At 42.8% G+C, this 26,683-nt stretch carries 24 protein-coding genes; 13 read left to right on the top strand and 11 right to left on the bottom strand.

The window, feature by feature from the left end:
• Positions 1 to 111: 111 nt before the first annotated feature.
• The gene (locus B1202_RS04110; protein ID WP_078189319.1) at positions 112 to 324 is read left to right on the top strand and encodes a DUF1737 domain-containing protein; all 213 of its coding nucleotides are present in this window, start codon (positions 112 to 114) and stop codon (positions 322 to 324) included.
• Positions 325 to 640: 316 nt separating this feature from the next.
• Here the strand turns inward: B1202_RS04110 and B1202_RS04105 are convergent, their stop codons facing one another.
• The 3 genes from B1202_RS04105 to B1202_RS04095 all read right to left on the bottom strand — a co-directional run bounded on the left by B1202_RS04105 (position 641) and on the right by B1202_RS04095 (position 3,048).
• Positions 641 to 1,066, bottom strand: a complete 426-nt coding sequence (locus B1202_RS04105; RefSeq protein WP_143221564.1) for a hypothetical protein — start codon at positions 1,064 to 1,066, stop codon at positions 641 to 643.
• A 123-nt stretch (positions 1,067 to 1,189) separates the two neighbouring features.
• Entirely contained in the window at positions 1,190 to 2,548 is a 1,359-nt protein-coding gene (locus B1202_RS04100; protein WP_078189317.1) for an MATE family efflux transporter, read from the bottom strand.
• Positions 2,549 to 2,589: 41 nt separating this feature from the next.
• A complete protein-coding gene (locus B1202_RS04095) occupies positions 2,590 to 3,048 on the bottom strand; it encodes a DMT family transporter (protein WP_078189316.1) in 459 nt (152 codons plus the stop codon).
• Between the two features lie 125 nt (positions 3,049 to 3,173).
• Here B1202_RS04095 and hemW point away from each other — a divergent pair, with 125 nt between their 5' ends.
• Both hemW and B1202_RS04085 read left to right on the top strand, forming a co-directional pair.
• Entirely contained in the window at positions 3,174 to 4,328 is a 1,155-nt protein-coding gene (gene hemW, locus B1202_RS04090) for a radical SAM family heme chaperone HemW (protein ID WP_078189315.1), read from the top strand.
• 197 nt (positions 4,329 to 4,525) lie between these two features.
• On the top strand, positions 4,526 to 4,900 hold the full coding sequence (locus B1202_RS04085; RefSeq protein ID WP_078189314.1) for a hypothetical protein: 375 nt from the start codon (positions 4,526 to 4,528) through the stop codon (positions 4,898 to 4,900).
• Positions 4,901 to 5,007: 107 nt separating this feature from the next.
• Here B1202_RS04085 and B1202_RS04080 read toward each other — a convergent pair whose 3' ends face one another.
• The 3 genes from B1202_RS04080 to B1202_RS04070 form a co-directional block, all read right to left on the bottom strand.
• Positions 5,008 to 6,183 (bottom strand): multidrug effflux MFS transporter, encoded by a 1,176-nt coding sequence (locus B1202_RS04080; protein WP_078189313.1) that lies wholly within the window; start codon positions 6,181 to 6,183, stop codon positions 5,008 to 5,010.
• A 365-nt stretch (positions 6,184 to 6,548) separates the two neighbouring features.
• Entirely contained in the window at positions 6,549 to 6,866 is a 318-nt protein-coding gene (locus tag B1202_RS04075) for a hypothetical protein (RefSeq protein ID WP_078189312.1), read from the bottom strand.
• 299 nt (positions 6,867 to 7,165) lie between these two features.
• A complete protein-coding gene (locus tag B1202_RS04070; RefSeq protein ID WP_078189311.1) occupies positions 7,166 to 8,989 on the bottom strand; it encodes an acyl-CoA dehydrogenase C-terminal domain-containing protein in 1,824 nt (607 codons plus the stop codon).
• 230 nt (positions 8,990 to 9,219) lie between these two features.
• Here B1202_RS04070 and B1202_RS04065 point away from each other — a divergent pair, with 230 nt between their 5' ends.
• The gene (locus B1202_RS04065; RefSeq protein ID WP_078189310.1) at positions 9,220 to 11,730 is read left to right on the top strand and encodes a hypothetical protein; all 2,511 of its coding nucleotides are present in this window, start codon (positions 9,220 to 9,222) and stop codon (positions 11,728 to 11,730) included.
• 85 nt (positions 11,731 to 11,815) lie between these two features.
• On the opposite strand, the gene aroE is transcribed toward B1202_RS04065, so the two are convergent.
• From aroE to hemF, 3 genes are all read right to left on the bottom strand, one after another.
• A complete protein-coding gene (aroE, locus tag B1202_RS04060) occupies positions 11,816 to 12,604 on the bottom strand; it encodes a shikimate dehydrogenase (RefSeq protein WP_078189309.1) in 789 nt (262 codons plus the stop codon).
• A 102-nt stretch (positions 12,605 to 12,706) separates the two neighbouring features.
• The gene (locus tag B1202_RS04055) at positions 12,707 to 12,928 is read right to left on the bottom strand and encodes a hypothetical protein (RefSeq protein ID WP_078189308.1); all 222 of its coding nucleotides are present in this window, start codon (positions 12,926 to 12,928) and stop codon (positions 12,707 to 12,709) included.
• Between the two features lie 229 nt (positions 12,929 to 13,157).
• A complete protein-coding gene (gene hemF / locus B1202_RS04050; protein WP_078189307.1) occupies positions 13,158 to 14,099 on the bottom strand; it encodes an oxygen-dependent coproporphyrinogen oxidase in 942 nt (313 codons plus the stop codon).
• Between the two features lie 277 nt (positions 14,100 to 14,376).
• Here hemF and hemN point away from each other — a divergent pair, with 277 nt between their 5' ends.
• The gene (gene hemN / locus B1202_RS04045; RefSeq protein ID WP_078189306.1) at positions 14,377 to 15,750 is read left to right on the top strand and encodes an oxygen-independent coproporphyrinogen III oxidase; all 1,374 of its coding nucleotides are present in this window, start codon (positions 14,377 to 14,379) and stop codon (positions 15,748 to 15,750) included.
• Between the two features lie 95 nt (positions 15,751 to 15,845).
• Here the strand turns inward: hemN and ribA are convergent, their stop codons facing one another.
• Entirely contained in the window at positions 15,846 to 16,448 is a 603-nt protein-coding gene (gene ribA, locus B1202_RS04040; RefSeq protein WP_078189305.1) for a GTP cyclohydrolase II, read from the bottom strand.
• A gap of 311 nt (positions 16,449 to 16,759) precedes the next feature.
• Here ribA and dxs point away from each other — a divergent pair, with 311 nt between their 5' ends.
• The 8 genes from dxs (at position 16,760) to B1202_RS04000 (ending at position 25,517) form a co-directional block, all read left to right on the top strand.
• Entirely contained in the window at positions 16,760 to 18,670 is a 1,911-nt protein-coding gene (dxs, locus tag B1202_RS04035) for a 1-deoxy-D-xylulose-5-phosphate synthase (RefSeq protein ID WP_078189304.1), read from the top strand.
• Positions 18,671 to 18,782: 112 nt separating this feature from the next.
• A complete protein-coding gene (locus B1202_RS04030) occupies positions 18,783 to 19,613 on the top strand; it encodes an inositol monophosphatase family protein (protein WP_078189303.1) in 831 nt (276 codons plus the stop codon).
• Positions 19,614 to 20,070: 457 nt separating this feature from the next.
• Complete coding sequence (locus B1202_RS04025; RefSeq protein WP_078189302.1) at positions 20,071 to 21,882, top strand: DEAD/DEAH box helicase; 1,812 nt, start codon at positions 20,071 to 20,073, stop codon at positions 21,880 to 21,882.
• Between the two features lie 407 nt (positions 21,883 to 22,289).
• Complete coding sequence (locus B1202_RS04020) at positions 22,290 to 23,108, top strand: ABC transporter ATP-binding protein (protein ID WP_078189542.1); 819 nt, start codon at positions 22,290 to 22,292, stop codon at positions 23,106 to 23,108.
• Positions 23,105 to 23,884 carry a lipid asymmetry maintenance ABC transporter permease subunit MlaE gene (gene mlaE, locus B1202_RS04015; protein WP_078189301.1) on the top strand — a complete coding sequence of 260 codons (780 nt, stop codon included), beginning with the start codon at positions 23,105 to 23,107 and terminating at the stop codon, positions 23,882 to 23,884. The genes B1202_RS04020 and mlaE overlap by 4 nt, the downstream gene beginning before the upstream one ends.
• Complete coding sequence (locus tag B1202_RS04010; RefSeq protein WP_078189300.1) at positions 23,884 to 24,564, top strand: outer membrane lipid asymmetry maintenance protein MlaD; 681 nt, start codon at positions 23,884 to 23,886, stop codon at positions 24,562 to 24,564. The genes mlaE and B1202_RS04010 overlap by 1 nt, the downstream gene beginning before the upstream one ends.
• A gap of 17 nt (positions 24,565 to 24,581) precedes the next feature.
• Positions 24,582 to 25,217 carry an MlaC/ttg2D family ABC transporter substrate-binding protein gene (locus B1202_RS04005; protein ID WP_078189299.1) on the top strand — a complete coding sequence of 212 codons (636 nt, stop codon included), beginning with the start codon at positions 24,582 to 24,584 and terminating at the stop codon, positions 25,215 to 25,217.
• A gap of 39 nt (positions 25,218 to 25,256) precedes the next feature.
• The gene (locus B1202_RS04000) at positions 25,257 to 25,517 is read left to right on the top strand and encodes an STAS domain-containing protein (RefSeq protein ID WP_283774101.1); all 261 of its coding nucleotides are present in this window, start codon (positions 25,257 to 25,259) and stop codon (positions 25,515 to 25,517) included.
• Between the two features lie 78 nt (positions 25,518 to 25,595).
• Here B1202_RS04000 and B1202_RS03995 read toward each other — a convergent pair whose 3' ends face one another.
• The gene (locus tag B1202_RS03995) at positions 25,596 to 26,609 is read right to left on the bottom strand and encodes a CorA family divalent cation transporter (RefSeq protein ID WP_078189297.1); all 1,014 of its coding nucleotides are present in this window, start codon (positions 26,607 to 26,609) and stop codon (positions 25,596 to 25,598) included.
• Positions 26,610 to 26,683: the final 74 nt, after the last annotated feature.

Below are 26,683 nucleotides of genomic sequence, written 5' to 3'. Positions count from 1 at the left end.
TTCCATTGATAAAATGATGGGCAAAAATGTAAATACTGAAAATAATTCAGGCAAATTTAAGCCACGTGCTGAATGGTTTAAAATATCGCGTCGCTAGAAGAGAACTGAACGATGAAAGTGTATCGCTATTTAACCGGTAAAGATGATGTCAATTTCTGTGCCCGTGTGACTAAAGCTTTAAATGAAGGCTATGAATTGTATGGATCACCGACCATGAGTTTTAATGGGACAGATGTGATCGTTGGGCAGGCGATCGTGAAAGACGTAGAGGACGACAGCCAAGTGCCACAAGGTTTAAAAAATGCGATCGAGGCGCTTAATTAATTGGTTTTGCTGCTTCAGTTGCTTTACTGATGTTATGCCTGTAAAAGTATTTACGCATTTAAAAAAAGATTTTTAATTCTATTCGGCAGAGTCTTTCATCTAGGGATTGAATAAAGGGATTAGCCTTCAGCTGGAGGTACTTTTGTTTCGGCAAAAGTACCCAAAACCATTGTCATCCGCAAAACTCGTTCACTAGCGTCTAATTATTTAAAGTATTGCAAAAACATTTTTGTTTAGAGGTAGTCCTGTCTCAAACAATTGCGGATGACATTTCCGCGTATCGTTCTTTTATTTGAATCAAATTGTGCAACTGAAGTTACTGCGTAGCATTAGTTGCTTCAGTTTTTTCCAGTTCTAAATGTGGACCGAGATATTTACTGCATTGGTTATGGTGTAAATTTTCATTCAAGGTGATGAGGTTTTGCGTCACGATAAAATCCTGAGCATCCGCAGAGGCAAACTTTTGATTGGCCTTGATGAAGTCCTGATAGGTATACGCCATACCAGATTGCTGACAACTTAATTTTAAACGTGCGGTATATGAGTCTGCTTGTTGTTCATGATAAAAGCGAAAGGCTGTCCAAAGTGCTTGATTGATGTAATCAAATTCGGGTTGTGATTGGACTTTGATGGGTGCGTGATATAAAGGAAATTCATGTCGGTTGATTGTTTGTTCAGCCTGTAGTGACATGGAAAAGCCTAAGGTCAGACAGAGACTGATCGAGCGAAATACATGGGACATGTTTATTTTCCTCTTCTTCGTATTTTTATTTATGGCATTGCTATGCAAAGTGTTAATTTGCATTAATCTTCTACATAGCGTAGCCGTCTTTTTTAAGTAACTTTTTAGATGATTTTTTAGGGCTTATCCCGCATGTGCTAAACGTTTATTCATCATAAATAAACGAGTAAGTAGCAGTAAACATGCGACAGTCAGACCTACAATTAGGCCAATCCAAACGCCTGCAGCACCAGTCGTGGTGAAGCGTGCAAGATAGATCCCGACAGGGAAGGCAATGATCCAATACGCGATCATGGTGATCCACATCGGCCCTTTAGTGTCTTGCATGCCGCGTAAACACCCTGCGGCACTGACTTGCCATGCATCCATCAATTGATAGGCAATCGCGAACAAGACCAAATACACGGCAAGCTGAGTCACATCATAGTCATTGGTATAGAGTGACACAATTTCATTACGTAAAAGCCAAAGCAGCAGCATGGTAATCAGGGCAAATACCGTCCCTGTCAACATACCGACTTTCTGGACTTTTCGCATAGCCAACCAGTTCTTTTCCCCATAATAGGTACCGACCCGAATGGTCAGCGCAATCGCCAGTGACATTGGAATCATAAACAATTGCGAGGTAATCGAAATGGCGACTTGATGCGCTGCAATGGTAACTTCGCCTAAGGGACTCAACACAATAGCGGCTGTACTAAAAATACTGACTTCAAAGAAAATAGCTAAGCCAATCGGAAAGCCGAGTTTTAAAATACGTTTGATCCATTCACTGTTCATTTTTTCAAAAGCAGCGAAAGGTTGGGTTTTTTGATAGGCTGACCCTTTGAAAACGTACATTGCCAAAGCAAAGAACATTAACCATTGCAAAATCGCGGTGGCAAAACCACATCCAGCAGAACCCAATTCAGGGACTGGGCCTAAACCATACATAAAAATAAAGTTCAGTGGAATTAACACCAATAAAGCCAACAGACTCAGCACCGTAACTGGACGTGGATGCCCCAAGGCTTCTGAGTAGCCACGTAAAGCTGCGTACATGGTGACAGCAGGCATTCCTAAACTAATGGCGTGTAAGAATAAACTGGCCTTCGGCAGCAATGCTTCAGGGACACCCAATAACGGTAAAAGCAGCGGCATAGCTTGTAAGACTAATGCGGCAATGATCCCTAAAAATAATGCGACCCATAAGGACTGACGGGCAATGGTGGCAATTTTTTCAGGCGTGCGCGCACCATTGGCTTCGGCCACCAATGGGGTGGTGGCAATCATAATGCCGCTGAACAGCAGCATGACGGGTATCCACAAACCGACCCCGACCGCAATGGCTGCAAGGTCATTGGCGGACAGGTGTCCTGCCATGATGGTATCAATGAGACCAAATCCCGCTTGCGCAAACTGCGTAATCAATATTGGGATCATTAAATGAAACAGTTGTTTTAATTCATACTTGCTGCTTGTTACAGCCGTGACAGTAGACACAGAATGTACTCATTTCTTGTGAGGTGCTTAGGAATGAGGTCTTAGCGTTGGAAAGTGAGAAGCACACCAATAAAAATCACCACGCCACCCAATAAGCGTTGCCAGTTAATCGGGGTTTTTTCAGTGCCGAGCAAGCCAAAATGGTCAAATACCATCGACATTAAGATCTGTCCAAAAATAATCAGACCCGATAGGGATAAAAAACCCAGTTTCGGTGCGGTATAAATACTGATACTGATGGCATAAACGCCCAGACATCCCCCCAGCCATAAATACCAAGGTATTTGAGCAAAGCTTGAAAAGTCCGGTTTTTCGGCCGATTGAAAAAACACCATAAAGGCGAGGACTATTGTACCAACCAAAAAAGAAAAAAGGGCAGCTTGCAGCGGTGAATATAAATATTCACGCAATTGGCTGTTGATCGCTGTTTGAATGGTCATGGCGATGCCAATACCCATCGCGAGCGGCAGTAAGTACAATAAATGGCTGCTTATTTTCATCTTGTTATCAGCAAATTCTTTTTTAATATGATCAGTCTACTGTATTCGATCAGAGTTTTCATAAGCACTCTGATGCAGTCATGTTAAAATAAACCGCATTCTTCAACGCATTTTGAGCATTCTCCTTGGCTGAATTAAATCCTGCACTCGTTCCTTTGTCTTTATACATTCACATGCCGTGGTGTGTGCGTAAATGTCCTTACTGTGACTTTAATTCGCATGCGGTGCCGAATGGTGAATTGTCTCTTGACTTAGAACAAGAATATTTACAGGCGTTGGTTGAAGACTTTAAAACCCAAGTCGATTTTGCTCAGGGCCGCCTGATTCATAGTGTATTTATTGGTGGCGGTACACCATCTTTGATTTCTGCCCAAGGTTATCAATGGTTATTTACTCAGCTCAAAGCGTTGCTGCCATTTGAAGAGGGCTGTGAAATTACCTTGGAAGCCAATCCGGGCACGGTTGAGCATGACCCTTTTGCCGGTTATTTAGAGGCAGGGATTAATCGTTTATCCATTGGGGTGCAGAGTTTTAATACCGAGCAACTGAAAAAACTGGGTCGGATTCACTCGAATGACGATGCCATTTCTGCCATTCAGCATGCACGGGAAGCAGGTTTTGAACGGGTGAATGTCGACTTGATGCATGGCCTGCCTGAACAAACGATTGAGCAAGCGCTTTTGGATTTGAAATTGGCTGTGGAAAATGGCGCAACGCATGTGTCGTGGTATCAGTTGACGATTGAGCCGAATACGGTCTTTTTCCGCACCCAGCCGATTCTGCCTGTCGATGATGTGCTTGAAGAGATTCAAGCGCAGGGCGAAGCCTATTTAACAGCGCAAGGATTTATCAATTATGAAGTGTCGGCTTGGCGTAAAGAAAAGCCGTCGGCCCACAATTTAAATTACTGGCAGTTTGGCGATTATTTGGCGATTGGTGCAGGCGCACATGGCAAAGTGACCATGCCAGACGGGGTGTACCGTTTTCAAAAAACCCGATTGCCGAAAGATTATTTAGCCAAAGTCCCCGCCGAGCATCTTCAGTTTAAACGCATTGAAGCAGAGGACATGCCTTTTGAATTTATGATGAATGCTTTACGGCTAAATCATGGGGTAGATGCGCATCTCTATGCAGAGCGTACAGGCCTAAGTTTGGATGCTTTAGATGATCTATTGGCTTCGCTGCGTCAGCGTCAATTAATGGTGAATGATCCTGCGCGTTTGTCTTGTACAGAACAGGGGCACATCTTTTTAAATTCGGTGTTGGAAGAGTTTTTATAACATTCATTTGGCGCATCGCCTTAAAATTGCAATACAAAGCTTTAGCGTACTTTTTAGTGCGCTTAATTTTTTCGCTTAATTTTAATGTATTCAAATGTTTAAAAAATAATATCGGCTGTTTTTGTGTTAAAGATGGACTTTTTAAATTCAGTAATTGATAATAATTATCAATTGCAATAACTATAAAGGTTAAAAACATGACGCAGCACACTTTAGCGACAGAAGCGATTCGCGCATATTTCACTTTACAGTGCTGCTGGCTGAATAATGAAGAGGTTTATCTAGAAGAGGGATGTCAGCATTGCGGTTCGGCAGCAACGTATCTGATTTATTATACCAATGCCAAAATTCAAAAACTGCTGCTGGATTTCATTAACCAGCACCGCTGTATTCAAAGTAAACGTATCGACTGGAGCGATTTGCCGGATTTTGAGCAGCGCTATAATGGGTTTTTACACATACTCGAAAAAGAAGTGAACCGCTATGCATGTGAAAATCAGCAGCGGGCGAGTTTAAAACCATTTGAAAGCATTGCGTCTATTTTTGAAAACACAGCGGAAACCATGTGCTGAGATGCAGTGATTTTAACAAGCCTGTTTCATTCGATAAAAGACCGCAATTACGGTCTTTTATTTTATTAGTCTGATATAGGGTTAAAAGCTTGCTTGATGCGCTTTGCTTAATCAGGATGTTTAAACGACCAAACCATTAAGGCAAGTATGGCTGGCAGCAGGATGCCCAAACTCATTGGCAACGCACTGCTTGAACCGCCAACCGCCACACAGCTCGATACAATAAATGCAATACCGAATTGGAATACGCCAAATACCGCTGAACCTGCGCCAGCACGTTCCGCAGTAGCACCCATCGCCAGTGCGATGGCGTTAGAAGACAGTAGGCTGACAAAACCAATGGTAAACCAAAGCGGAATGGTGAATATCCAAATATTTTCTGAGCCAGATACGGCCGTTGTGATGCAGGCCATAACTACATAAACGGGCTGTCCAAGGCTTAAAATTTTTGCAGGGCGATATTGATCCAGTAATTTTTTATTCAGGCTGCCAAAAATAAACAGCGATAAAGCAATTGCGGCAAAGGCTAAGCCGTAATGAAGCGCATTTAAACCATATATGCCCTGAAAGACGCCGGATGAACCCGTGATAAAAGCAAACATACCGGCTTGTACAAAACTTGCAGTCAGGACTGGGATGATAAAGCGTCGTTGGCGGATGAGAAGCGATGCATTTTTCAATGCTTCCGGAAAAGGTTTTTGTGTTCTTTTTTCAGTGCTTAAAGTCTCGGGGATAAAGGCTTGTGAGAGTAGCAGGGCAATGACGCCAATCACAACCATGACGGTAAAAATGCTCCGCCAGCCCAATCCTGTATAAATTAAACTGCCCAAAGTCGGCGAGATAATCGGGCCAATGGTCATTAGCATGACCAAAACCGTCATATTTTTAGCCGCCTGTTGGCCTTCAAACAAATCTGTGACAATCGCGCGGCTGATGACCATGCCTGCGCAAGCGCCTAGGGCTTGTAAAAAACGTAAGGCATTAAAGGCGTAAATATCCTGAGTAAAAATTAAAGCAATAGACGTCAGAACAAAGACCAAGGTGCCAAAAAGTAAGGGGATTTTACGTCCATAGCCATCAATTAACGGCCCCATGATCAGCTGCCCAATGGCTAAGCCTAAAAAGAATATTGATAAGGACATTTCTGCGGCAGCGGCATGGGTATTTAAATCCGACGCAACTGCGCCCAATGCAGGCAGATACATATCTGTCGCCAAAGGCGGGAAAATAGACAGCAGCGCGAGCACTGCAATAATGAGTGTACTTTGGGATTTTGAGACCATCTTTCCGGCTGCCGTTTAAGACTGGTAAGGAGGGCATTGCCATCGCGGCAAGGCTAAGTGAATGCACAGATTTTATCACAAATAAGAATTAATAAGATATATCTTAATAAGATCTTATTTGGAGATTGGTCACATCTATTAGCCTGAATACTATTGGCTGAATGGTCATTGGTAGAGAAAAAGGGCAATACTATTTGGTGCAGTTTTGGTTTTTATAGTCGGGTTTAAATTTAAAATTCTGCTGTGGATCGCTCGTGCATTAAGAATGCTGAAGCATAGATGTTTCCATCGTATTCACGCTGTTTATGAACTTTGACAATAAACTGAGCGCATAAAAAAGACCGCTGAGCAGCGGTCTTTTGATCTTAACGGTGTTTTGGCGGTAATTTATGATCAGGGCCTGCAGGATGTTTAACATCATGCTTGATTGGCGCTTTGTGCTTCATGGGTTGTTGATGCTTTACATTGTGCTTAACTGGCGCTTTGTGAGCAAATTGCGCTGCATGTGGAGCAGGTGCTTTATGCATTGGCGCATGCGGAGCTGCTTTCGGCGGTAAAGGCTTTTTATCCATTTTATGCACTTGATGAGATGGCGCTTTATGGTTGGTAGGTGCTGCCATAGCTGATGTTGTACCTACGGCTGCAATTGAGCCAATCATTAACATTGCGATCATTTTTTTCATGGGAGATTCCTCGTTCATTTATTCAATAACTGCATCTTAGGCCGTGCTTATGAATAATTTGTGGAGGAAGGTGCATAGCTTGTGTAATTGAAGCTAAATTAAATAAATATCTTATATAGCACTGAAAATTATGAATTAAATATTTTTAAAATCGTCAATTTGCATTCTTTTGAAGCAAAAAGAATGCTTAATGTGTTCATATTTTTACATTGCTTTTATCAAATGAAGAGATTTTGTAGATAAAAATGTTGGATGAATAAAAAAGAGCGCCGAAGCGCTCTTTGATCTAAATCTAAAACTTAGTAATCGAAACTGAAATGTTCAGCAGCCAAAGACGTCATAGTCTTCGATGGATTGACCATTGCTTCAGCATGACCTTGTGAACGTGGTAATAGACGTTCAAAGTAGAAGTCAGCCACTTTGATTTTTGCTTTATAGAACTCAGGAACTTCAGCGCCATTGCCTTCTGCTAATTTTTCAGAAGCAACCGCAGCTTGTTGTGCCCAGAAGTAAGCCATCATCACGTAACCAGAGAACATCAAGAAATCGACAGAAGCAGAAGACACGATGTCACGGTCTTTACGTGCTGCAAGCATGATACGAACAGTTAAAGCATTCCACTGTGCGCAAAGCTTTGTTAAGTCCCACGCAAAACGACGCATATATTTATTACGAGCATGTTGACCACAGAACTTCAAGATTTCAGCTGTGTAGTCACGGATCACTTTACCTTTAGATGTCAACAGAACTTTACGGCCAATCAAGTCTAGTGCTTGAACGCCAGTTGTACCTTCGTAAAGGGTAGAGATACGTGAGTCACGAACGATTTGTTCCATGCCCCATTCTTTAATATAACCATGACCGCCGTATACTTGCATACCGTGGTTGGCAGCTTCATAACCCAATTCAGTCAAGAAACCTTTAAGAATCGGGGTGTAGAAACCTAAGTGATCGTCATGTGCTTCAAATGCTGCTGTATCACCGCGGGTTAAAGCATCAGTCATTTTGTCCGCAATTTGAGCCGCATAGTAAATCATTGAACGGCCGCCTTCAGCGATCGCTTTTTGAGTTAAAAGCATACGACGAACATCTGCATGGTGAATAATCGCATCAGCTACTTTTTCAGGATCTTTTTTACCTGAAAGTGCGCGCATAGACATACGTTCTTTGGCATATGGAAGAGCGCCTTGGAATGCCAATTCAGCATGTGCAATGCCTTGGATCGCTGTACCAATACGCGCAGTGTTCATAAAGGTGAACATTGCGTGTAGGCCTTTGTGTTTTTCACCGATCAAGTAACCAATCGCATTGTCAAAGTTCAACACAGCTGTTGCTGAAGCACGGATCCCCATTTTGTGTTCAATCGAACCACAAGTTACAGGGTTGCGTTCGCCCACTGAACCGTCTGCATTCACCAGGAATTTTGGAACGATGAACAATGAAATGCCTTTGGTGCCCGCAGGTGCATCTGGAAGACGAGCAAGTACGATATGTACGATGTTGTCGGTTAAATCATGCTCACCCGCAGAGATAAAGATTTTTGTACCTGAAATCGCATAACTACCGTCAGCTTGAGGTTCTGCTTTTGATTTTACCTGACCTAAGTCGGTACCACATTGTGGTTCAGTTAAGCACATGGTGCCTGACCAAGTTCCTGCAACGAGGTTCGGTAAATATTGGTTTTTCTGTTCTTCTGAACCAAATTGAAGAATGGTGTTGATACAACCCACGCTGAGGCCTGGATACATTTGGAATGACCAGTTCGCTGTACCCATCATTTCAGATTTGATTAGGTTCAACGACTGTGGCAAGTTTTGACCGCCAAATTCTTCAGGGAAAGACAGACCTTGCCAGCCACCCTGTACAAATTGGTCATAGGCTTCTTTAAAGCCTTTTGGTGTTTTCACATCGCCATTTTCAAAATGACAGCCTTCTTCATCACCCGTTTGGTTCAAAGGCGAAAGGATGTTTTCACAAAAATCCGCTGCACCTTCTAAAATCATGTCGACAGTGTCTGCATCAGCAGCTTCACCATTAGACAAAGTTTTGTAATGTGCTGGGTAATCGAGTACTTCATTCATTAAGAAACGAATATCGTGTAAAGGCGCTTTATATGCAGGCATAGTCTTAATCCTAATATCTAAATTTTTTTGGATTATCTGTATTGATGATTTGATTATTCATAATTTCATCTAAAAAACATTGATGAATACGCCCTTAAAAAATGTCAGAAAGGCGAATTGTAATATTTAACCAACATGTGAAAAATAAACTTCTGATAGACTTGATGTTGATCTTTTGATCATTTTTTTCTTTTAATAAATCATAAAGAACTTAGGTCTTTCGTACAATTATGCGATTAAAATATATAACACTTTGTTTACTGGGTTTGAGTATTACTGGGTGTGCTCAACATGTCATTAAAACCAATTCAACGGATCAGTCTCTCGGGCAACAAGCCACTCAAGGCTTAAACGCAATGTTTGAAAATGCCAGTTATGACATGAAAGGGCAATTTTCAATTCAGACCGATATTCAGTTCGATGAAAAAAAGCCTGAAACCAAGTCAAAACCTGCGATAAGCACACAGCCAGAGCTGGATCCTAAACTTAAAAAACAACTTGATCAGTTGATTAAAACCCAAAATATTCCATTTAGCCAAAAAGAAAAGAAACAGCTCTATCAAGCCATTGCCAATGAATCGATCCCACCATCAGCGCGCTATAGCGATGAAGAGGATGGCGTTTCTCCGCAATCCCAAATTGCACAATCACTGCTGAATGTGTTGAATGATTTACAGTTTAGCTATAGCGGTTCAGTACATTTTAGAGAAAAACTTGCTGCCTTAACCTTGCAATTGAGTTATCAAAAACCGACCTTGCAGGTGAATGCACAGTTGCCGATGATCATTGATTTTAATCAACATAAATTTTATACCAACTACTTTGCGTTCATGCCATTTATGGTGAATCGCGAAAGCCAAAGCAGCTTGGCTTATGTGGATTTTTCAAAACATAAAGAGGCGATTGCTCAGTACGATTTGAAAAAATTTGCTGACTATTTAAAACAAATGAATGCTTTGCCCTATGTCTTAGCAGAGCCGAATCAAGTGCAAAATATTGCTTTAACACGTGATGAAAAAAATGCAGGGCTGACTAAAAAAATCCGCTATGTGGGTGATCTCGATGCGCTTTACACCCAGCTTGAACTTTTTGATTTTGTGAACGCCAACTATTACACCACGCAAATCAAAGGTCAGCGCAATAGTGACGCTGAGCAAGATGAATCTGTGGACGCTGCTGCGCATCTCAGTGCTTCCGAAGAGGCGATGGCTGCGGCTGAAGCGGCGGGAGGGACTGCAGTAGCGGCAGCAGCTGAGGATGAAGACTATGATGCGGCTTATGCATCTGTAGAACGTGTGAATGAGCTGCTCAATGCGAAAATGCATGGCCTGATGTATCACCAACATGAAACGGAAGAAGAACAAACGTCTTCTGCAGCTGAATCTGCTGAATACGCGATCGATACTGCAAGTGCATATGCGGAGGCGACCGCGGGTGATGACGAAGAATCCTATGGTTCGGATACTGAAGTAACCGAAGCTTATGCGGCTTCAGAAGAAGATGACGAAACAGCGAACTTATCTGAGGAAGTCTGTCAGGCCTTGATGAACACCAAACAGGTGCCGATTGGTAAAGTCACGCTGTGTCAGGATTATCAAGATGTTCGGGTGATACCGCTGCAAGAAGATGCTGTACCATCGACCTCTGCTGCGGACGCATCCAATATAGATTCAGAGATTTCGGACGCTGTTGAGCAGTTAAAACCAGTATTCCAGCAATATCAAAGTGAACAACTTGTCGATGTCCAACAATTCCAGCAATTATGGCAAAAGCATCAAGCTGAAATTGCGCAGGTGCTGAATGCACAGGATAAATCATCTTCGAATGTCGTGATGGATGTAGGCTTAGATCACAAAGGCCGCGTCCAAGTAATGGACTATCAATTGGCCTTTAATGAGCCACGTTTAGGTCAATTAAAGCTGAAAAGTAGCAACCAAATCTTGAATTATGGCAATGCGACTAAAATTGATCGTCAAGCCATGAAACAGGCAAAATCCATTGAGGAAGTCAGTAAAGATTCACTCTTTGAAAATATGTTGAAAGGTCTGCTTGCGCCAATCACGGGAAATGATCCTCTGCTTGCTGAAGCAGAAACTGCATCGGTCGATGATGTCCGTGCTGCAAATGAAGAAATCGAACTTCCTGAATATCTCAGTACAGTGGCTTTGCAAAGTTATAAGCGCCATCAATCTGAAGTGAAAGCCTATCAAGCGGCATTTGTCGTGGCATTTGCTAACTATCGCGCTCAGTATGTGCGTTATTACTCAGCCAATGATTTGAATGAAATTGCAGAAGTTTATGCATATCGATTTGTTGATGGCTTAAAAGAGCCAACAGGCAATGCGCTGAAACGTTTAAATCAATTACGTGATAAGCATGCTTTGCATCGCTATCAAGATTTTGATGACTTAGGCTCTTCGGTCAATCATTATGTGCAGTCGGGGATTGGTGAGTACAAAGCTCAGGTTGAGTGGAAACAATTGCAAAAAACCTATAAGACTGATCAGGCGATTTTTGCACATTTATATCAACAAAACTTTTTAGCTAGCTATGAACTGGAAGGAACTGAAAAAGCGCATTTGGTGAAAGCATCAAAAATCTATTCGCAAGCCTTTGCTGATGATATCAAAGGAAAATTATCAGAAGCGTCATTGCAAGGCCTAGCAGCAGAACACGAAGAGTTGTTCAGCCAATCGGCTTATTATGAGACCTATAAGGCGATACAAAAACACAAGAACTAAGTTGGATCAAAAAAAGAACCTCAATTGAGGTTCTTTTTTAGGTGTTTAGCCTGCTCAGAAAGTGAATTGAGCAAAGCATTTTGAATTATAGAAAGTCTTTTAGATCAGGTTTAATGCCATTCCAAATGGAAAAAGATTCAATCGCTTGACCAACCAACATGCCAAAACCTTCTGAGGTCGGAACATGGCGTGCTTTGGCTTGATCCAAAAACGTCGACGGTTTGCCATAGGCCATTTCATAGGCATGTGTAAATTGTAAAGCTTCAGGCAAAATTAGTGCATCACCCGTTAAGCTAGCCGATGTGGCATTAATCACCAGATCAAATTGACCTGCTAAGTCGGCGAGGGCAATGGCTGCAAGTTCGGCATTGGGGACAGCAGTTTTTAAGTCAGCGACCAATTGTTCAGCACGCGCTAAAGTCCGGTTGGCAATCACGATTTTTTTGGCCCCAGCTTGTACCAGCGGGTAAATCACGCCACGTGTCGCACCGCCTGCACCAATAATTAAAATATCCGTTTGTTCTAAATTCCAATCTAAGGCACGGATGGCATCGACTAGGCCTTGTCCATCGGTATTATCGCCATGGAGTGTGCCATCTTGCATCCATAATGTATTGACCGCACCTGCAATTTTGGCACGTTCAGTAAGGACGGCACATTGTGCATAGGCTTGTTCTTTAAACGGAACAGTGACATTCATACCGATGCCACCTTCGGCAAAGAAGGATTCGACGCTGTGCTGAAAACCATCGAGTGGCGCAAGTCGTTTGCTGTACTGAATGTCGAGGCCTGTTTTTTCAGCGAAGGCATGATGAAGTTCAGGTGAGCGTGATTGTTCAATCGGGTTGCCAATCACGGCAAATTGTTTGCTCATTGCACAGCGTCCATGTAGATGTGAAAGAGCAGACAATATACGCCAAATCTGATGATGGCTAAAGTTCGGGCAGTCTTAAAATCGTGAAATAAAAGCGGAAAATTAAGGATTACAAATATCTAAGACGCTTTGAATCAAGATGCTCGCAGCACTGATGACTAAACCAATGAGGGCAACCACCATGAAGCCAATAGCCAAATTATCATTCAAAGACGTTTCGGAAAAAATATTGGTACTGATGGCGCTAATCAGCACAACAGCAAAGCTCCAAAACACCAATGCAGTAAGACTGACTGCTTTTTTATTGAGTGTTTGATGTGTCATGTGCGTTGTACTCCGTACAAGAAAATTACAGCCATGAGTTTATTGACACATTGTGCAATGACATAGCTTAAAGCTGTTTAAAAGATGTGTCATTGTTGAGCAATCTGATTACAAAGTAAATGCTTAAAAAATTTATTTATGCATCAAGATATTACATACAAATGAATACTCTATTCATCAGGCAATAAAAAGCCCCTGACGGACAGGGGCGAATACATCTTTATCCGTTTTATTTCAGCGTATTCAGCCAATCTTGCGGTTTTAAATAAAAGTCGGTGAGCCTTTTCTCTGCAGAATGTTCTTCCCATTCAGGACGATACGACCAGCCTGCCAAGGGTGGCATACTCACTAAAATCGACTCAATACGTCCGCCAGTTTGTAAGCCAAATAAGGTACCACGGTCATACACAAGGTTATATTCAACGTAACGACCACGACGGTAAAGTTGGAAGTCTCGTTGTGCTTCGGTATAGGCTTTGTCTTGGTTTCTTTGGAAGATCGGCAAAATCGCCTCTAAATAACCATTACCCACGGCCTGCATATATTTAAAACAGGTTTCAAAGTCCCATTGGTTGAGATCATCAAAGAATAAACCACCCACACCACGTTGTTCATCACGGTGTTTGAGATAGAAATAGTCATCACACCATTTTTTATGTTCATCATAGAGCGTATCGCTAAATGGGGCACAAAGATCATGGGCAGTTTGATGCCAAGACAAGACATCTTCATCATTTGGATAAAATGGAGTGAGGTCAAAACCACCCCCGAACCACCAAATCGGATCTTGTCCTTCTTTTTCCGCGACAAATAAACGCACATTGGCATGTGAGGTCGGGACGTTGGGGTTTTTCGGGTGAATTACCAGTGACACGCCCATGGCTTGCGCTTTTGCACCTGCAATCGCAGGATGGCGTTCAGTCGCAGAGGCCGGTAATTTTGAAATGTTGATGTGCGAGAACATCACGCCGCCTTTTTCAATCACCGTTCCATTTTGAAGAACACGTGAGCGACCACCACCACCTTCAGGGCGCTCCCAGTCATCGATAGCAAATTCGGCACTTCCGCCACCAGCACGTTCTTGCTGTTCCAATGCGGCACAAATTCGTGCCTGTAAATCGCGAAGGAATTCATCTACACGTTGAATATCAGCTGAAGTTGGATTCTGCATGGTGACCTTTATTAAAATAATTTAAAGATAAGTGTCATCAAAGCATAAATTACGTGAAAACTTAAGGCATTTTTCCCGATACTCAGCATCGGCTCTTTGCTTAAAATCTAGAAATTTAGCGATTAAACCAAAAGTTCCTGCGTAGTTAGCAGCAATTGCTCAGACAGAAATTGGGACTATTCCGACAAATTTGCTAGGTTGAATTCACTTCTGAAGCTCAGCACAATAATCATAAGGTAGATTTAAATTGAATCTCATTGATTGAAATGGTGCATCGATGTCTCAGCAGGCGAGTTCTTTAATTCAAAAATATAATGTACCAGGTCCACGCTATACCAGTTATCCAACCGTACCGTATTGGGAGGAAGCTGAGTTTTCATTGCAACAGTGGAAACAGGGCTTGAAGCGTTCATTTGATGAGACCAATCAAAGCGAAGGCATCAGTCTGTACATCCATCTGCCATTTTGTGAAAGCTTATGTACGTTTTGTGGTTGCCATAAAAAAGTCACGAAAAAACATGAGATGGAGCTGCCTTATATTCAGGCGGTGCTGAAAGAATGGGACTTATATTGTCAGCTCTTGGTCGATCGACCGATGATTAAAGAAATTCATTTGGGCGGGGGAACGCCTACCTTCTTTTCTCCTGAGCATCTCACCCAGTTGATTCAAGGCATTCTAGCGCAGGCGGATATTGCCGATGCACATGAATTTAGCTTTGAAGGGCATCCGAACAATACCACACGTGAGCATTTACAAGCCTTGTACGATGTTGGGTTTCGACGCGTGAGTTATGGGGTGCAGGATTATAATGAGAAGGTGCAAAAAGCCATCCACCGTATTCAGCCCTTTGCACATGTTGAGCAGGTGACACAGTGGGCACGTGATATTGGCTATACCTCTATTTCGCATGACTTGGTTTTTGGTCTGCCATTTCAGGATCTAAACGATGTGTTGCATACCATTGAACAGACCACTCGTTTGATGCCAGATCGTCTAGCCTTTTATAGCTATGCACATGTGCCGTGGATTAAGGGCAATGGTCAGCGTGGTTTTAAAGATGCCGATGTCCCGAAAGATGACTTAAAGCGTCAATGCTATGAAGAAGGTAAAAAACAGCTACTGGCGCAGGGCTATCATGAAATTGGAATGGATCATTTTGCATTAACCCAAGATCCGATGTATCAAGCTTTTCAGCAGGGCAGTTTGCACCGTAATTTTATGGGCTATACCGCATCGAAAACCCAAGTAATGATTGGTCTCGGCTTATCCTCGATCAGTGACAGTTGGTACAGCTTTGCACAAAATGAAAAGAAAATTGAAGACTATTATGCACGTTTAGAAGCGAATGAAATTCCAGCCTATCGGGGACATGTGCTGACAGATGAGGACTTAATCATTCGTAAACATATTCTTAATTTGATGTGTAGTTTCCAAACTTCTTGGGCAGGTCCAGAAATGCAATTTCCTGAGCTTGATGAAGTACTAGCGCAATTGGCTGAAATGCAAGAAGATGGCTTGCTCGAGATTTTTGATCAGCACATTCAGGTGAGTGATGCAGGCAAGCCTTTCGTCCGCAATATCTGTATGGCTTTTGATTTACGATTAAAACGTCGTGTCCCTGAAAATCGTATTTTTTCGATGACGATTTGAATTTTCCCTAACCCCTCTTTAATAAAGAGGGGGGAAGCCTCCCTTTTGTAAAGGGAGGTTTGGAGGGATTAATTTATGGAGAATTTAAAGGATTTTTAAAAATCATCCTTCTGATACATATGCGACATACGATCATGTTTGGTTTTTAAATATTGTTCGTTAAATGGATTTAAACCCACAGTCAGCGGAACACGATCAACGACATTCACCCCTTGCTCTTGTAGCGCTTCAATTTTTAATGGGTTATTGGTAATGAGACGTACCGCAGTAATGTTGAGATGATTCAACATGATAGGACACATATCATAACGACGTGCATCGGCAGGAAGATCCAATAATAAATTGGCATCCACTGTGTCATGGCCTTGGTCTTGTAGGGCGTAGGCACGGATTTTATTGGTTAAACCAATCCCGCGACCTTCTTGGCGTAAATATAAAATCACCCCTTGACCCGCTTCATTAATTAATTTTTGGGTGGCTTGAAGTTGTGGGCCGCAGTCACATTTAAGTGAAGCGAAGGCATCACCGGTCAGGCATTCGGAGTGGATACGTACTAAAACAGGTTCAGTGGGAGCTTGTTCTAGTCCTTTAGAGAGTGCGACATGTTCTTCACCGGTTACAGGATCCTGAAAAACCGTAATATTGAATTCACCAAAAGCGGTCGGTAATCTTGACGTTGCGACAAATTCTATAGGCACTGCTTAACCCGTTTATTCGATTATAAATTGGCTAAAGTATAGCGTAATGCTTGGACATTGGTAGAATTGCAACGACGAATTTATGCAGAACATTTTCTTTTTTGTATAAAGCGAACGATAATAGTTGATAAATAGGAAGATTATTCAGGATAATCTGACTCATTCAAAATCTCCCCAACGAGATCATTGCTAAAAATTACATCGCTACAAGTTTGGCTGATTGTAAGGTGATACAATTCGACGATATGATCGAGTTACCCATTTAGACCGAGCTTAGGAATTTGCCAGGCTTTAGAAGGCTTTGCCACATTATGCTGTATAAAGAAATACCATCTCAACGCCCTGTAACACCGTTGCTGGATACGATTAACCATCCTCAACAACTTCGTTTACTCGAGCGCAGCCAATTAGAGCAAGTGGCGGATGAGTTACGTCAATTTATTTTGTATGCGGCCGGACAAAGTGGTGGGCATTTTGGTGCCAATCTTGGGGTGATCGAATTAACCGTGGCATTACATTATTGTTTTGATACGCCACGTGATCGTCTGATTTGGGATGTAGGTCATCAAGCCTATCCGCATAAAGCCTTAACCGGTCGTCGTGAACAATTAGTGACGATTCGTGCCAAAGATGGTTTGGCAGCGTTTCCTGCCCGTGAAGAATCTGAATTTGACACCTTTGGTGTAGGCCATTCATCAACAGCGATTTCTGCTGGTCTTGGGATGTCATTGGCACGTCGCTTCAAGCAAGATCCCTGTCATGTGGTTGCAATCGTGGGTGATGGCGCGATGACAGCGGGCATGGCTTTTGAAGCAATGAACGATGCGGTGGCACACCATGCTGATCTCATGGTGGTATTGAACGACAACGATATGTCGATTTCATGCAGTACCGGTGGTTTTGCCAAGCATTTGGCTGCGATTTGGGAAAGTGGTCAATCGGTTAATATTTCTGAAAATGGCGAAGCCTATATTCAACCGCATCCTGAATGGGCGTATAACTCACGCCTACATTGTGCTGCGACCGATGCTGCAGATAACTTATTTAAAGCCATTGGCTTTGACTACTTTGGTCCTTTTGATGGGCACGATGTTGAACAATTGACACACGTGTTTGAAGCCTTAAAAAAACGCACAGGCCCACGTTTAGTGCATGTCTATACCAAAAAAGGTAAAGGCTTTGCGCCTGCCGAAGCAGATCAAATTAAATATCATGCCATCAGTAAAGTGAATGCACCTGCTGCAGTGGCAACTGCACCGAAATATTCAGATGTTTTTGGTCAGTGGTTATGTGATGAAGCTGCACAGGATGATCGTTTATTGGCGATTACCCCAGCGATGTGTGAAGGCTCAGGCATGGTGCAATTTGCCAAGCAGTTCCCTGAGCGTTTCTTTGATGTTGCCATTGCAGAACAACATGCGGTGACTTTGGCTGCGGGGATGGCCTGTGAAGGGGTAAAACCCGTTGTTGCAATCTATTCAACCTTCTTACAACGTGGTTATGATCAACTGATTCACGACGTCGCTTTGCAAAATCTCGACGTGACATTTGGTATCGACCGTGCAGGTTTGGTTGGTGAAGATGGCCCAACGCATGCAGGTGCATATGATTATGCCTTTATGCGTACCGTGCCGAACATGGTGATCATGGCGCCGAAAGACGAAAATGAATGTCGTCAAATGTTGCATACGGCTTATTTGTATAAAGGCCCAGCTGCGGTACGTTACCCACGTGGTAATGGACTGGGTGTTGAGATTCAGCAAGAGATGACCGAGCTTGAAATTGGCCGTGGTGAAATTCTTGCAAACTTCAATGATCAGCAAGATGACACCATTTCTATTCTGGCTTTCGGTAGTCGTGTTCAAGCGGCACTAGAGGCAGGACAGGCTTTAGCGACAAAGCTAGATGTGGCTGTACGTGTGATTAATATGCGCTTCGTGAAGCCCTTAGATACACAGTTGATCGATCAAATCGCAGCAAGTACGCAACTATTTGTGACAGTTGAAGAGCATGCAGTCATGGCGGGTGCGGGCAGTGCAGTAAATGAATATTTAGCCCAAGCCGGCGTGGTTAAGCCTGTGCTGAATTTAGGTTTAGCTGACGAGTTCATGCATCAAGCAACACATGCTCAAATGTTGCATCAGGCTGGACTGGATGCTGAAGGCATTAGCGCTTCGGTGACACAAAGTTGGCTAAAACATAAGCAAACAGTGGTTTGTTGATTTTCTAATTTTTAGAAACATTTTTTCCCTAAAAGCCCTTATATTTGATAAGATATAAGGGCTTTTATGCATTATTCTTTATCAGTATCTTCAAATTTGTAGTGGGTGTTCAATGGAACCTATGGTGGTTATGGCTGCGCGTGCGGCTCAATTAGTTGGTCAAGAGCTTTTAAAAGCGCATCAAAATCGTCATAAACTCGATCTACAAGTCGAAGAAAAAGGAATTGATGGTCCAGTAACGCGTGTAGACCGTTATTTGGAACAATTGACTATCGATACCCTACGTAAAAGCTATAAAAATCACAGTTTCCTAGGCGAAGAGTTTGGTCTTCAAGAAGGCAAAGGTCACGACGCTGATTGGTGTTGGATCATCGACCCACTTGATGGCACATTAAACTTCGTTAATGGTGTTCCACATTTCTGTATCTCTATCGCCGTTCAACATAAAGGTGTAACTCAACACGGTGTTATTTATGACCCTGTGAAAGATGAGTTGTTCTCTGCAAGCCGTGGTCGCGGTGCGATGATGAACCAACGCCGTATTCGTGTAAATGTAAAAGACAGCCTAGAAAATACTTTCCTTTCAGTGGGTCATGCGTATCGTAAAATTCGTAATGGCGAAGTGGTTTCTTATGCGAAAAACCATTTCAACTCATTGTTAAATGTGACTGAAGCCGGTGCTCAATACCGTCGTTCAGGTTCTGCTGCTCTTGATCTAGCATATGTTGCTGCCGGTCGTTTCGATGGTTATTTCGAACTTGGTTTGAAACCTTGGGACATCGCTGCGGGCGAACTTATTGTGAAAGAAGCGGGTGGTACTGTGGTTGATGCTCGTGGTGGTAACGACTCAATGGACAATGGTCAAGTACTTGCATGTTCTATGAAAATGCTTAAACCGCTTATGCAAGCTGTAGTTCCAGCTTGGGGTGAAGCTGCTAAATAATAGAACGCTTAGTTCGAGTTTATTGACAGAATAATGAAATAAAGCCCTCTTTATGAGGGCTTTATTTTTGTCTAATCGGTCAAAAAAAATGGCTTAAACACCTATAACTTAAAGCTTCTTACAAAAAATATTCTGAAGTTGACTAAAACAGGTGACATTTAAAAACTTTCTGCTATAATCCCCGCACGCACTAAATTTCGTTCATTACCTGAACATTCTCTTCTATCATTGTGTATGCGCGTTCCGGTCCAAAGAGAGGACGATATTTCGCGCCCCACCCAATCGCTAAGCGATTCCTTCAGGTTGCGGCTGTAATCATGTGTGCGTTATACGCATCGTCGTTCTCGGATCGCCGCTGATTCTATATTTTCAGCGTCTTTTGCTGTGCCGCTTTTTGCCGATGTCCATCTGAATTTATATTTTTAATGGAGCACCCATTTTTGGGGTGAAATACTCTATGAGCAAAACTTTTGCTGATTTTCCTTTACATGAGTCGTTACAACTAGCATTACAAGGTCTAGGTTTTACTACTCCGACTCCAGTGCAAGAACAATCAATTCCAGCTGCATTAGAAGGTAAAGACCTTCTTGTATCAAGCCAAACTGGTTCTGGTAAAACTGCTGCATTCTTACTCCCAACTGTGAATGCTTTGGCTGGTCAAGACACATTGATGTCTTTCAAAGAGCGCATGAAAGCGGTAACTGCACCGTCTATTCTTGTACTTTGCCCTACACGTGAATTGGCTCAACAGGTTAGCCAAGACGCAATTGCTTTAGTACGTCACATGAAAGGTGTTCGTATTGCTGCAATCATGGGTGGTATGCCTTTCGGTAAACAAATCCAACAGCTTAAAGGTGCACAAGTTGTCGTAGCGACTCCAGGTCGTTTACTTGACTTGGTGAACCGTCGTCAAATTAAATTAGACAACGTTGATGCGTTAATCGTTGACGAAGCTGACCGTATGCTTGACTTAGGTTTCTCTGAAGACCTAGAAGCGATCAGCGACTTGGCTGCTAACCGTAAACAAACATTAATGTTCTCTGCAACATTTGCGCCGCGTATCATTACACTTGCAGAACGCATGATGAATGATCCACAGCGTATTGCGATTGAAACTGGTCACTCTACAAATACTGACATTACTCAGACTCTTCACTGGACTGACGGTTTCGAACACAAGAAAAAACTTTTGACTCACTGGTTATCTGATGAGTCTGTAGATCAAGCAGTTGTATTCGCATCTACTCAAGAAGATACAGATATGTTGGCTGAAGAACTTGCAGAAGCAGGTCACTCAGTTGTCGCTCTTCACGGTGCAATGCCACAAACTGTACGTAACCGTCGTTTACGTAGCATTCGTGAAGGTCGTGCAAAAATCTTAGTTGCGACTGACGTTGCTGCACGTGGTCTAGACGTACCAACAATTTCTCACGTAATTAACTTCGGTCTTCCAATGAAGAACGAAGACTATGTACACCGTATCGGTCGTACAGGTCGTGCGGGCCGTACTGGTAACGCGATTACTTTAGCGACTTACCGTGAACGCGGTAAAATCCGTGCTTTAGAAGACTTCTTAGATGCACGTTTAAATGTATCTGAAATTGAAGGTCTTGAGCCATCTCCACCTCCTGCACGCGGTAGCCGTGATGGCGGTCGTGGTCGTCGTGATGGCGGTCGCGGTGGTCGTGGTGGTTTCGGTGGCGGTCGTCGTTTTGAAGGTGAATCAAACTTCAAACGTCGTGAAGGCAACCGTGATGGCGAACGTCGTTCATTCGGTGGTGAAGATCGTCCACGTCGCGAATACAACAATGATCGTCCACGTCGTGAAGGCGGTTTCGAAGATCGACCACGTCGTGAATTTAACAACGATCGTCCACGTCGTGAAGGCGGTTTCGAAGATCGTCCACGTCGCGAATTTAACAACGATCGTCCACGTCGTGAAGGCGGGTTTGAAGATCGTCCACGTCGCGAATTTAACAGCGATCGTCCACGTCGTGAAGGTGGTTTTGACCGTCGTTCTAACGATGACAACCGTGGTAACCGTGTAGATTACAAACCAGCTCGTGAAGGTTATGGCGATCGTCCAAAACGTTCATTTGGTGAAGATCGTCCACGTCGTGAATTCAACGGTGACCGTCCTCAACGTTCATTTGGTGAAGATCGTCCAAAACGTTTCGGCGATGACCGTCCAAAACGTTTCGGTGATGATAAACCACGTGGCGAACGCACTTTCGGTGAAGACCGTCCACGTCGTAAATTCAATGACTAATTGAATTTCGAAAGAAATATCGAAAAAACCGGTGGAAACACCGGTTTTTTTTATGGATTTAAATTAGCTTTTTAATCAGAAAAATGTATACTTGATCAAACTTTATGTGTTTAATGATAATTAATATGAACGGAAACGCGTTGGCAAATATGCGTACAGTAATGATCGAGGTACTTATGCCTTATATCGGTTTGACACTCTTATTGTGTAATATCGTTTACTATATATACAATTATTTTAACTAAATTCTTCTATTGGGTTGAAATCACCCTCTATAAAATCGCATTAATAATAAAAAACAATTTACCTGATGGAATGCAGGGATATGCGCTCATGCAATGGTAACATTTTAAACTTCAATCCTTTATAGTATGCATGCTGAAAAAAATGCAGGAAAATCCTCAGCTATGAATAATCAAACGTCTTCTCAGACTCAGGCACTGATCGAAGTGAAAAACCTGAGTTTTAAGCGAGGAGAGCGCGTCATTTATGACAATGTCAGTTTAAAAATTCGTCGTGGTCAGATCACTGCAATTATGGGTCCATCTGGTACAGGTAAAACGACTTTACTCCGTTTAATTGGTGGTCAATTGACTCCCGATAGTGGAGAAGTGTTGCTTGATGGGCAAAACATTGCACAGATGTCACGTCAGGAGCTCTTCGCTGCGCGTGCGCGTATGGGGATGTTGTTTCAGAGCGGCGCATTATTTACCGATATGTCGGTGTATGAAAACGTAGCCTTTCCAATTCGTGCGCATACCAAGTTGCCAGAGCATTTGATCGCAGAAATTGTTGCGTTGAAATTAGAGTCGGTTGGTTTACGCGGCGCAGAACAAATGATGCCCTCTGAACTTTCAGGTGGTATGAATCGTCGTGTGGCTTTGGCCCGTGCAATTGCACTTGACCCTGAGTTGATCATGTATGATGAACCCTTTGCAGGGCAAGATCCGATTGTGATGGGGGTATTAACTCGCTTGATTCGTTCGCTACGTGAAGCTTTAGATCTAACCACGATTATTGTTTCGCATGATGTGGCTGAAACATTATCAATTGCAGATTACATCTATGTGGTGGCTGAAGGGAAAGTGCAGGGCGAGGGAACACCTGAGCAGTTAAAAGCACATGCTTCGCCTTTTGTGAAGCAGTTCTTGACGGGTTCGGTAGAAGGTCCGGTCGATTATCAATTCAGTCATCAGCCCTATTTAAATCATGAGGTTCGTTCATGAATGCTATTGCCGCATTAGGTAGACGCGTCATTGAACGTGTTCGAGGAATCGGCGTAGCAACCATTATGTTGCTGCAGATTCTTTTTTCCATGCCGACTTTACTTGGCGTGAAATTGTTTATTTATCAGATGTACCGTGTTGGTGTACTTTCATTACTGATTATTGTGGTATCTGGCTTATTTATTGGCTCGGTACTGGGTTTGCAGATGTATAGCATTCTGTCGACCTTTGGTAGTGAAGCGATGCTCGGCACCGCAGTTGCACTGACTTTATTGCGTGAACTTGCACCTGTGGTTGCGGCTTTACTCTTTGCAGGTCGTGCAGGTTCAGCTTTAACGGCTGAAATTGGTTTGATGAAAGCCACTGAGCAGTTGTCGAGTATGGAAATGATCGGGGTCGATCCATTAAAACGAGTGATCTCGCCTCGACTTTGGGCTGGTATTTTTAGCTTGCCAATGTTGTCGGTGATTTTCGCTGCGGTCGGCATCATGGGTGGTAAATTGGTGGGTGTTGATTTTCTGGGTGCAGATGAAGGCTCTTATTGGAGTGGCATCGAGAACAGTGTGCAATTCTTTAAAGACGTCTTTAATGGCACCATCATCAAAAGTTTTGTTTTTGCATTAATTTGTACTTGGATTGCGGTCTATCAGGGTTATGCCTGTGTCCCAACTTCAGAAGGTATTGCAACGTCGACCACACGTACTGTCGTGTATTCTTCGTTGTGTGTTTTAGGATCAGATTTCGTGTTGACTGCGGTCATGTTCGGAGGTATTTAATGAAATCACGTACGAGTGAACTGGCCGTCGGTTTTTTTGTCATTCTTTTTGCTATCGCTATTTTCTTCTTGGCGATGCGTGTGAGTGGTTTGGTCGGCAATAACATCGAAGACAGTTATGAATTGACCGCGACATTTGAAAATGTAAACGGGATTAAACCCCGTGCCAAAGTCACCTTAAGCGGTGTTAAAGTCGGTCAAGTGGAGTCGTTGAAACTCGATCCTGTGACGCGCTTAGTGACAGCACATCTGATTATGGATGGCTCATTAACCTCTTATAACGCAGAACAATTAAAAGAAGTGCAAAAGAATGCACTCGAAGAACTGCGTTACACATCAGATTATGAAGCAGCAACACCTGCGAAACAAAAAGAAATGGAACAGCAACTGATTGCTAACATGAAATCCATCACCAATATCGATGAAGATGCTTACATTATGGTGGCAACCAATGGTTTATTGGGTGAGAAATATTTGAAAATTGTACCGGGTGGTGGTGTCAACTTCTTAAAACGTGGTGACCAAATTGGTAATACCCAAGGTACGATGGAAATCGAAGATTTGGTGTCTAAATTTGTGACCGGTGGTGCAGGGAACAAATCTGACAGCACAGCAGAAGCTGAACAAAAAACAGAAGCTGCTGACACAACAACGGCAGAAGAACCTGCATTTGTTGAATAATTTTTAGGAGAAATTAAGTGAACACATTGTTAAAACATACGCTTACAGCAAGTATCTTATCAACTATGATGGCAGGTACAGCTTTTGCTGCTCCAAGCGAAGCACCACCTGCATTTGTAAAAAAAGTGGCTGATGGCCTCATTACACGTTTAAAAGCAGACCACGCAAAACTACAAAATAACCCTGCGGCTGTGAAAACGATTGTTCGTCAAAACTTAGACCCGTATATCGATTCACAAGCGTTCACACGTATCGTGATGGGTACGTATGCAACGAATCAATACAGCTCAGCGGCTCAACGTGCGCAGTTTGAACGTAACTTCCGTGCAACACTGATCGAAAACTATGGTTCAGCTTTTGCCAAGTTTAGTAACCAAACGTATAGCATGCGTCCATATAAAGCGTCGAACAGTAAGAACCCTGTTGTAACGATTGATTTCCATAACAACGGTGAAAAAATTCCAGTCTCTTTCCAGTTGGCGGATAAAGGTTCACAATGGAAAATCCGTAATATCAACGTTTCGGGTATCGACCTAGGCTTACAATTCCGTAATCAGTTTGCGGCGACTGTAAAACGTAATGGCGGTAACATTGATAAAGCAATTGCGAACTTCAAACCTGATGCTGATGCAGCATTGGACAAGAAAAAATAAGATAGGTGATGTGTGATTAAACTTCATCAACAAGAATTGATGGTTTCAGGCAAAATCGATTACAACAATGCCGAATTGTATTATCAAGACGGCTTGAAGTTGATTCAACAACAGCAAGCTTTTCCCTTAGTGGTCAATCTTGCTGAGCTTGAGCATGGCAGTACTTTAGCTTTAGCTGTTTTGGTTCGTTGGTTACGTCAAACGCCAAAAGTGCAAGGTTTGCAGTTTAAAGCAGTCCCTGAAAAAATGATGAAGATTATTCAAGCCTGTCATCTTGAGCATGACTTGCAATTGATCTAAATAAAAAAAGCACCGTAAGGTGTTTTTTTTATTTGAGCGGGACAAGAAACTCTCGCAAGTCTACGCAATAGGAAAGGATTAAATCCATTTCTTCCAGCGGAAGTACATCAATGGACCAATAAAGAATGCCACGATGATTAAGCTGACCACAATAAAACTGGTTGTACCATGCGCGAAGGGCAGTACATCGGTGTTCATCCCATAGACACTGGCCACTAACATCGGTGGCGCAAGCATACTTGGTAAAATCGAGAATCGACGAATCGTATCGTTCTGTTCGGTGTTAATGAACCCAGAAGTGGTATCCAGTAAGAATCGAACCTTTTGGAACAAGAAGGCATCATGCTCAACAAGAGAGCGTACATCTTCACTGAGCTCTCGGATGTCGGCATCATAAATATGACTGCCTAATGCGCGAGGTCGTGACAGGAAGGTGAGAACACGACGTAAGTCGATCAGACACAGCTGAGCTTTCCCGAGCATATCTTCTAAATGCGCAAGTCGGGTAATCATGTCATCTAAGTCTAAAATCATCTCACGATGACGGTTATTCAGCACTTCTGTGGAATATTTTTCTAAGTCCTTGTGGATATCTTCCAAGATATCCGCAAGCTCATCAAGTTTGGCTTCTAAAAGACCCAATAAAATCCAAGTTGGATCTTTATAGTCAATTTCATAGTCATTACGACGCGCGCGCGCACGAAAGGCACGGAAAGCCACCAGCTTTTCACCCCGTAAAGTGAATAAGCGCTCTTTATGCAAAATAAAGGCAACTGTTTGTACTGTAGCTAAGGTGCTGGCATTTTCTTCGGGTTCGCCATCGACCTGAAAATTTTTATTTTTCGTTAAAAAATAGGTGCTGATATGCAAAATACCATCGTCATCACGGTAGAATCGTGCACTCGACGAAATATCTTCTAATGATTTTAATGTGGGTAAATTTTGATCATAGGCATCCATAATCCATTGCTGCTCTTCCTGAGACGGGGCAATGAGATCGAGCCAGACTAAATCCTGATGTAAATCGAAGTCACCATTGATGGTGACATCTTCCAGGCTACCGCGCTCTGTGGCGTAAAAGGCTTCAAGCATGTTGTCTTTTCCCCTTGCGCAGTAAGTTAAAAATGAATGGGTGTATTTTAGACAAGGATTTGCTGAAAAACACT

The organism is Acinetobacter amyesii, assembly GCF_002018365.1.
GTDB lineage: Bacteria > Pseudomonadota > Gammaproteobacteria > Pseudomonadales > Moraxellaceae > Acinetobacter > Acinetobacter amyesii.
This window is presented reverse-complemented; position numbering and strand designations above follow the sequence as displayed.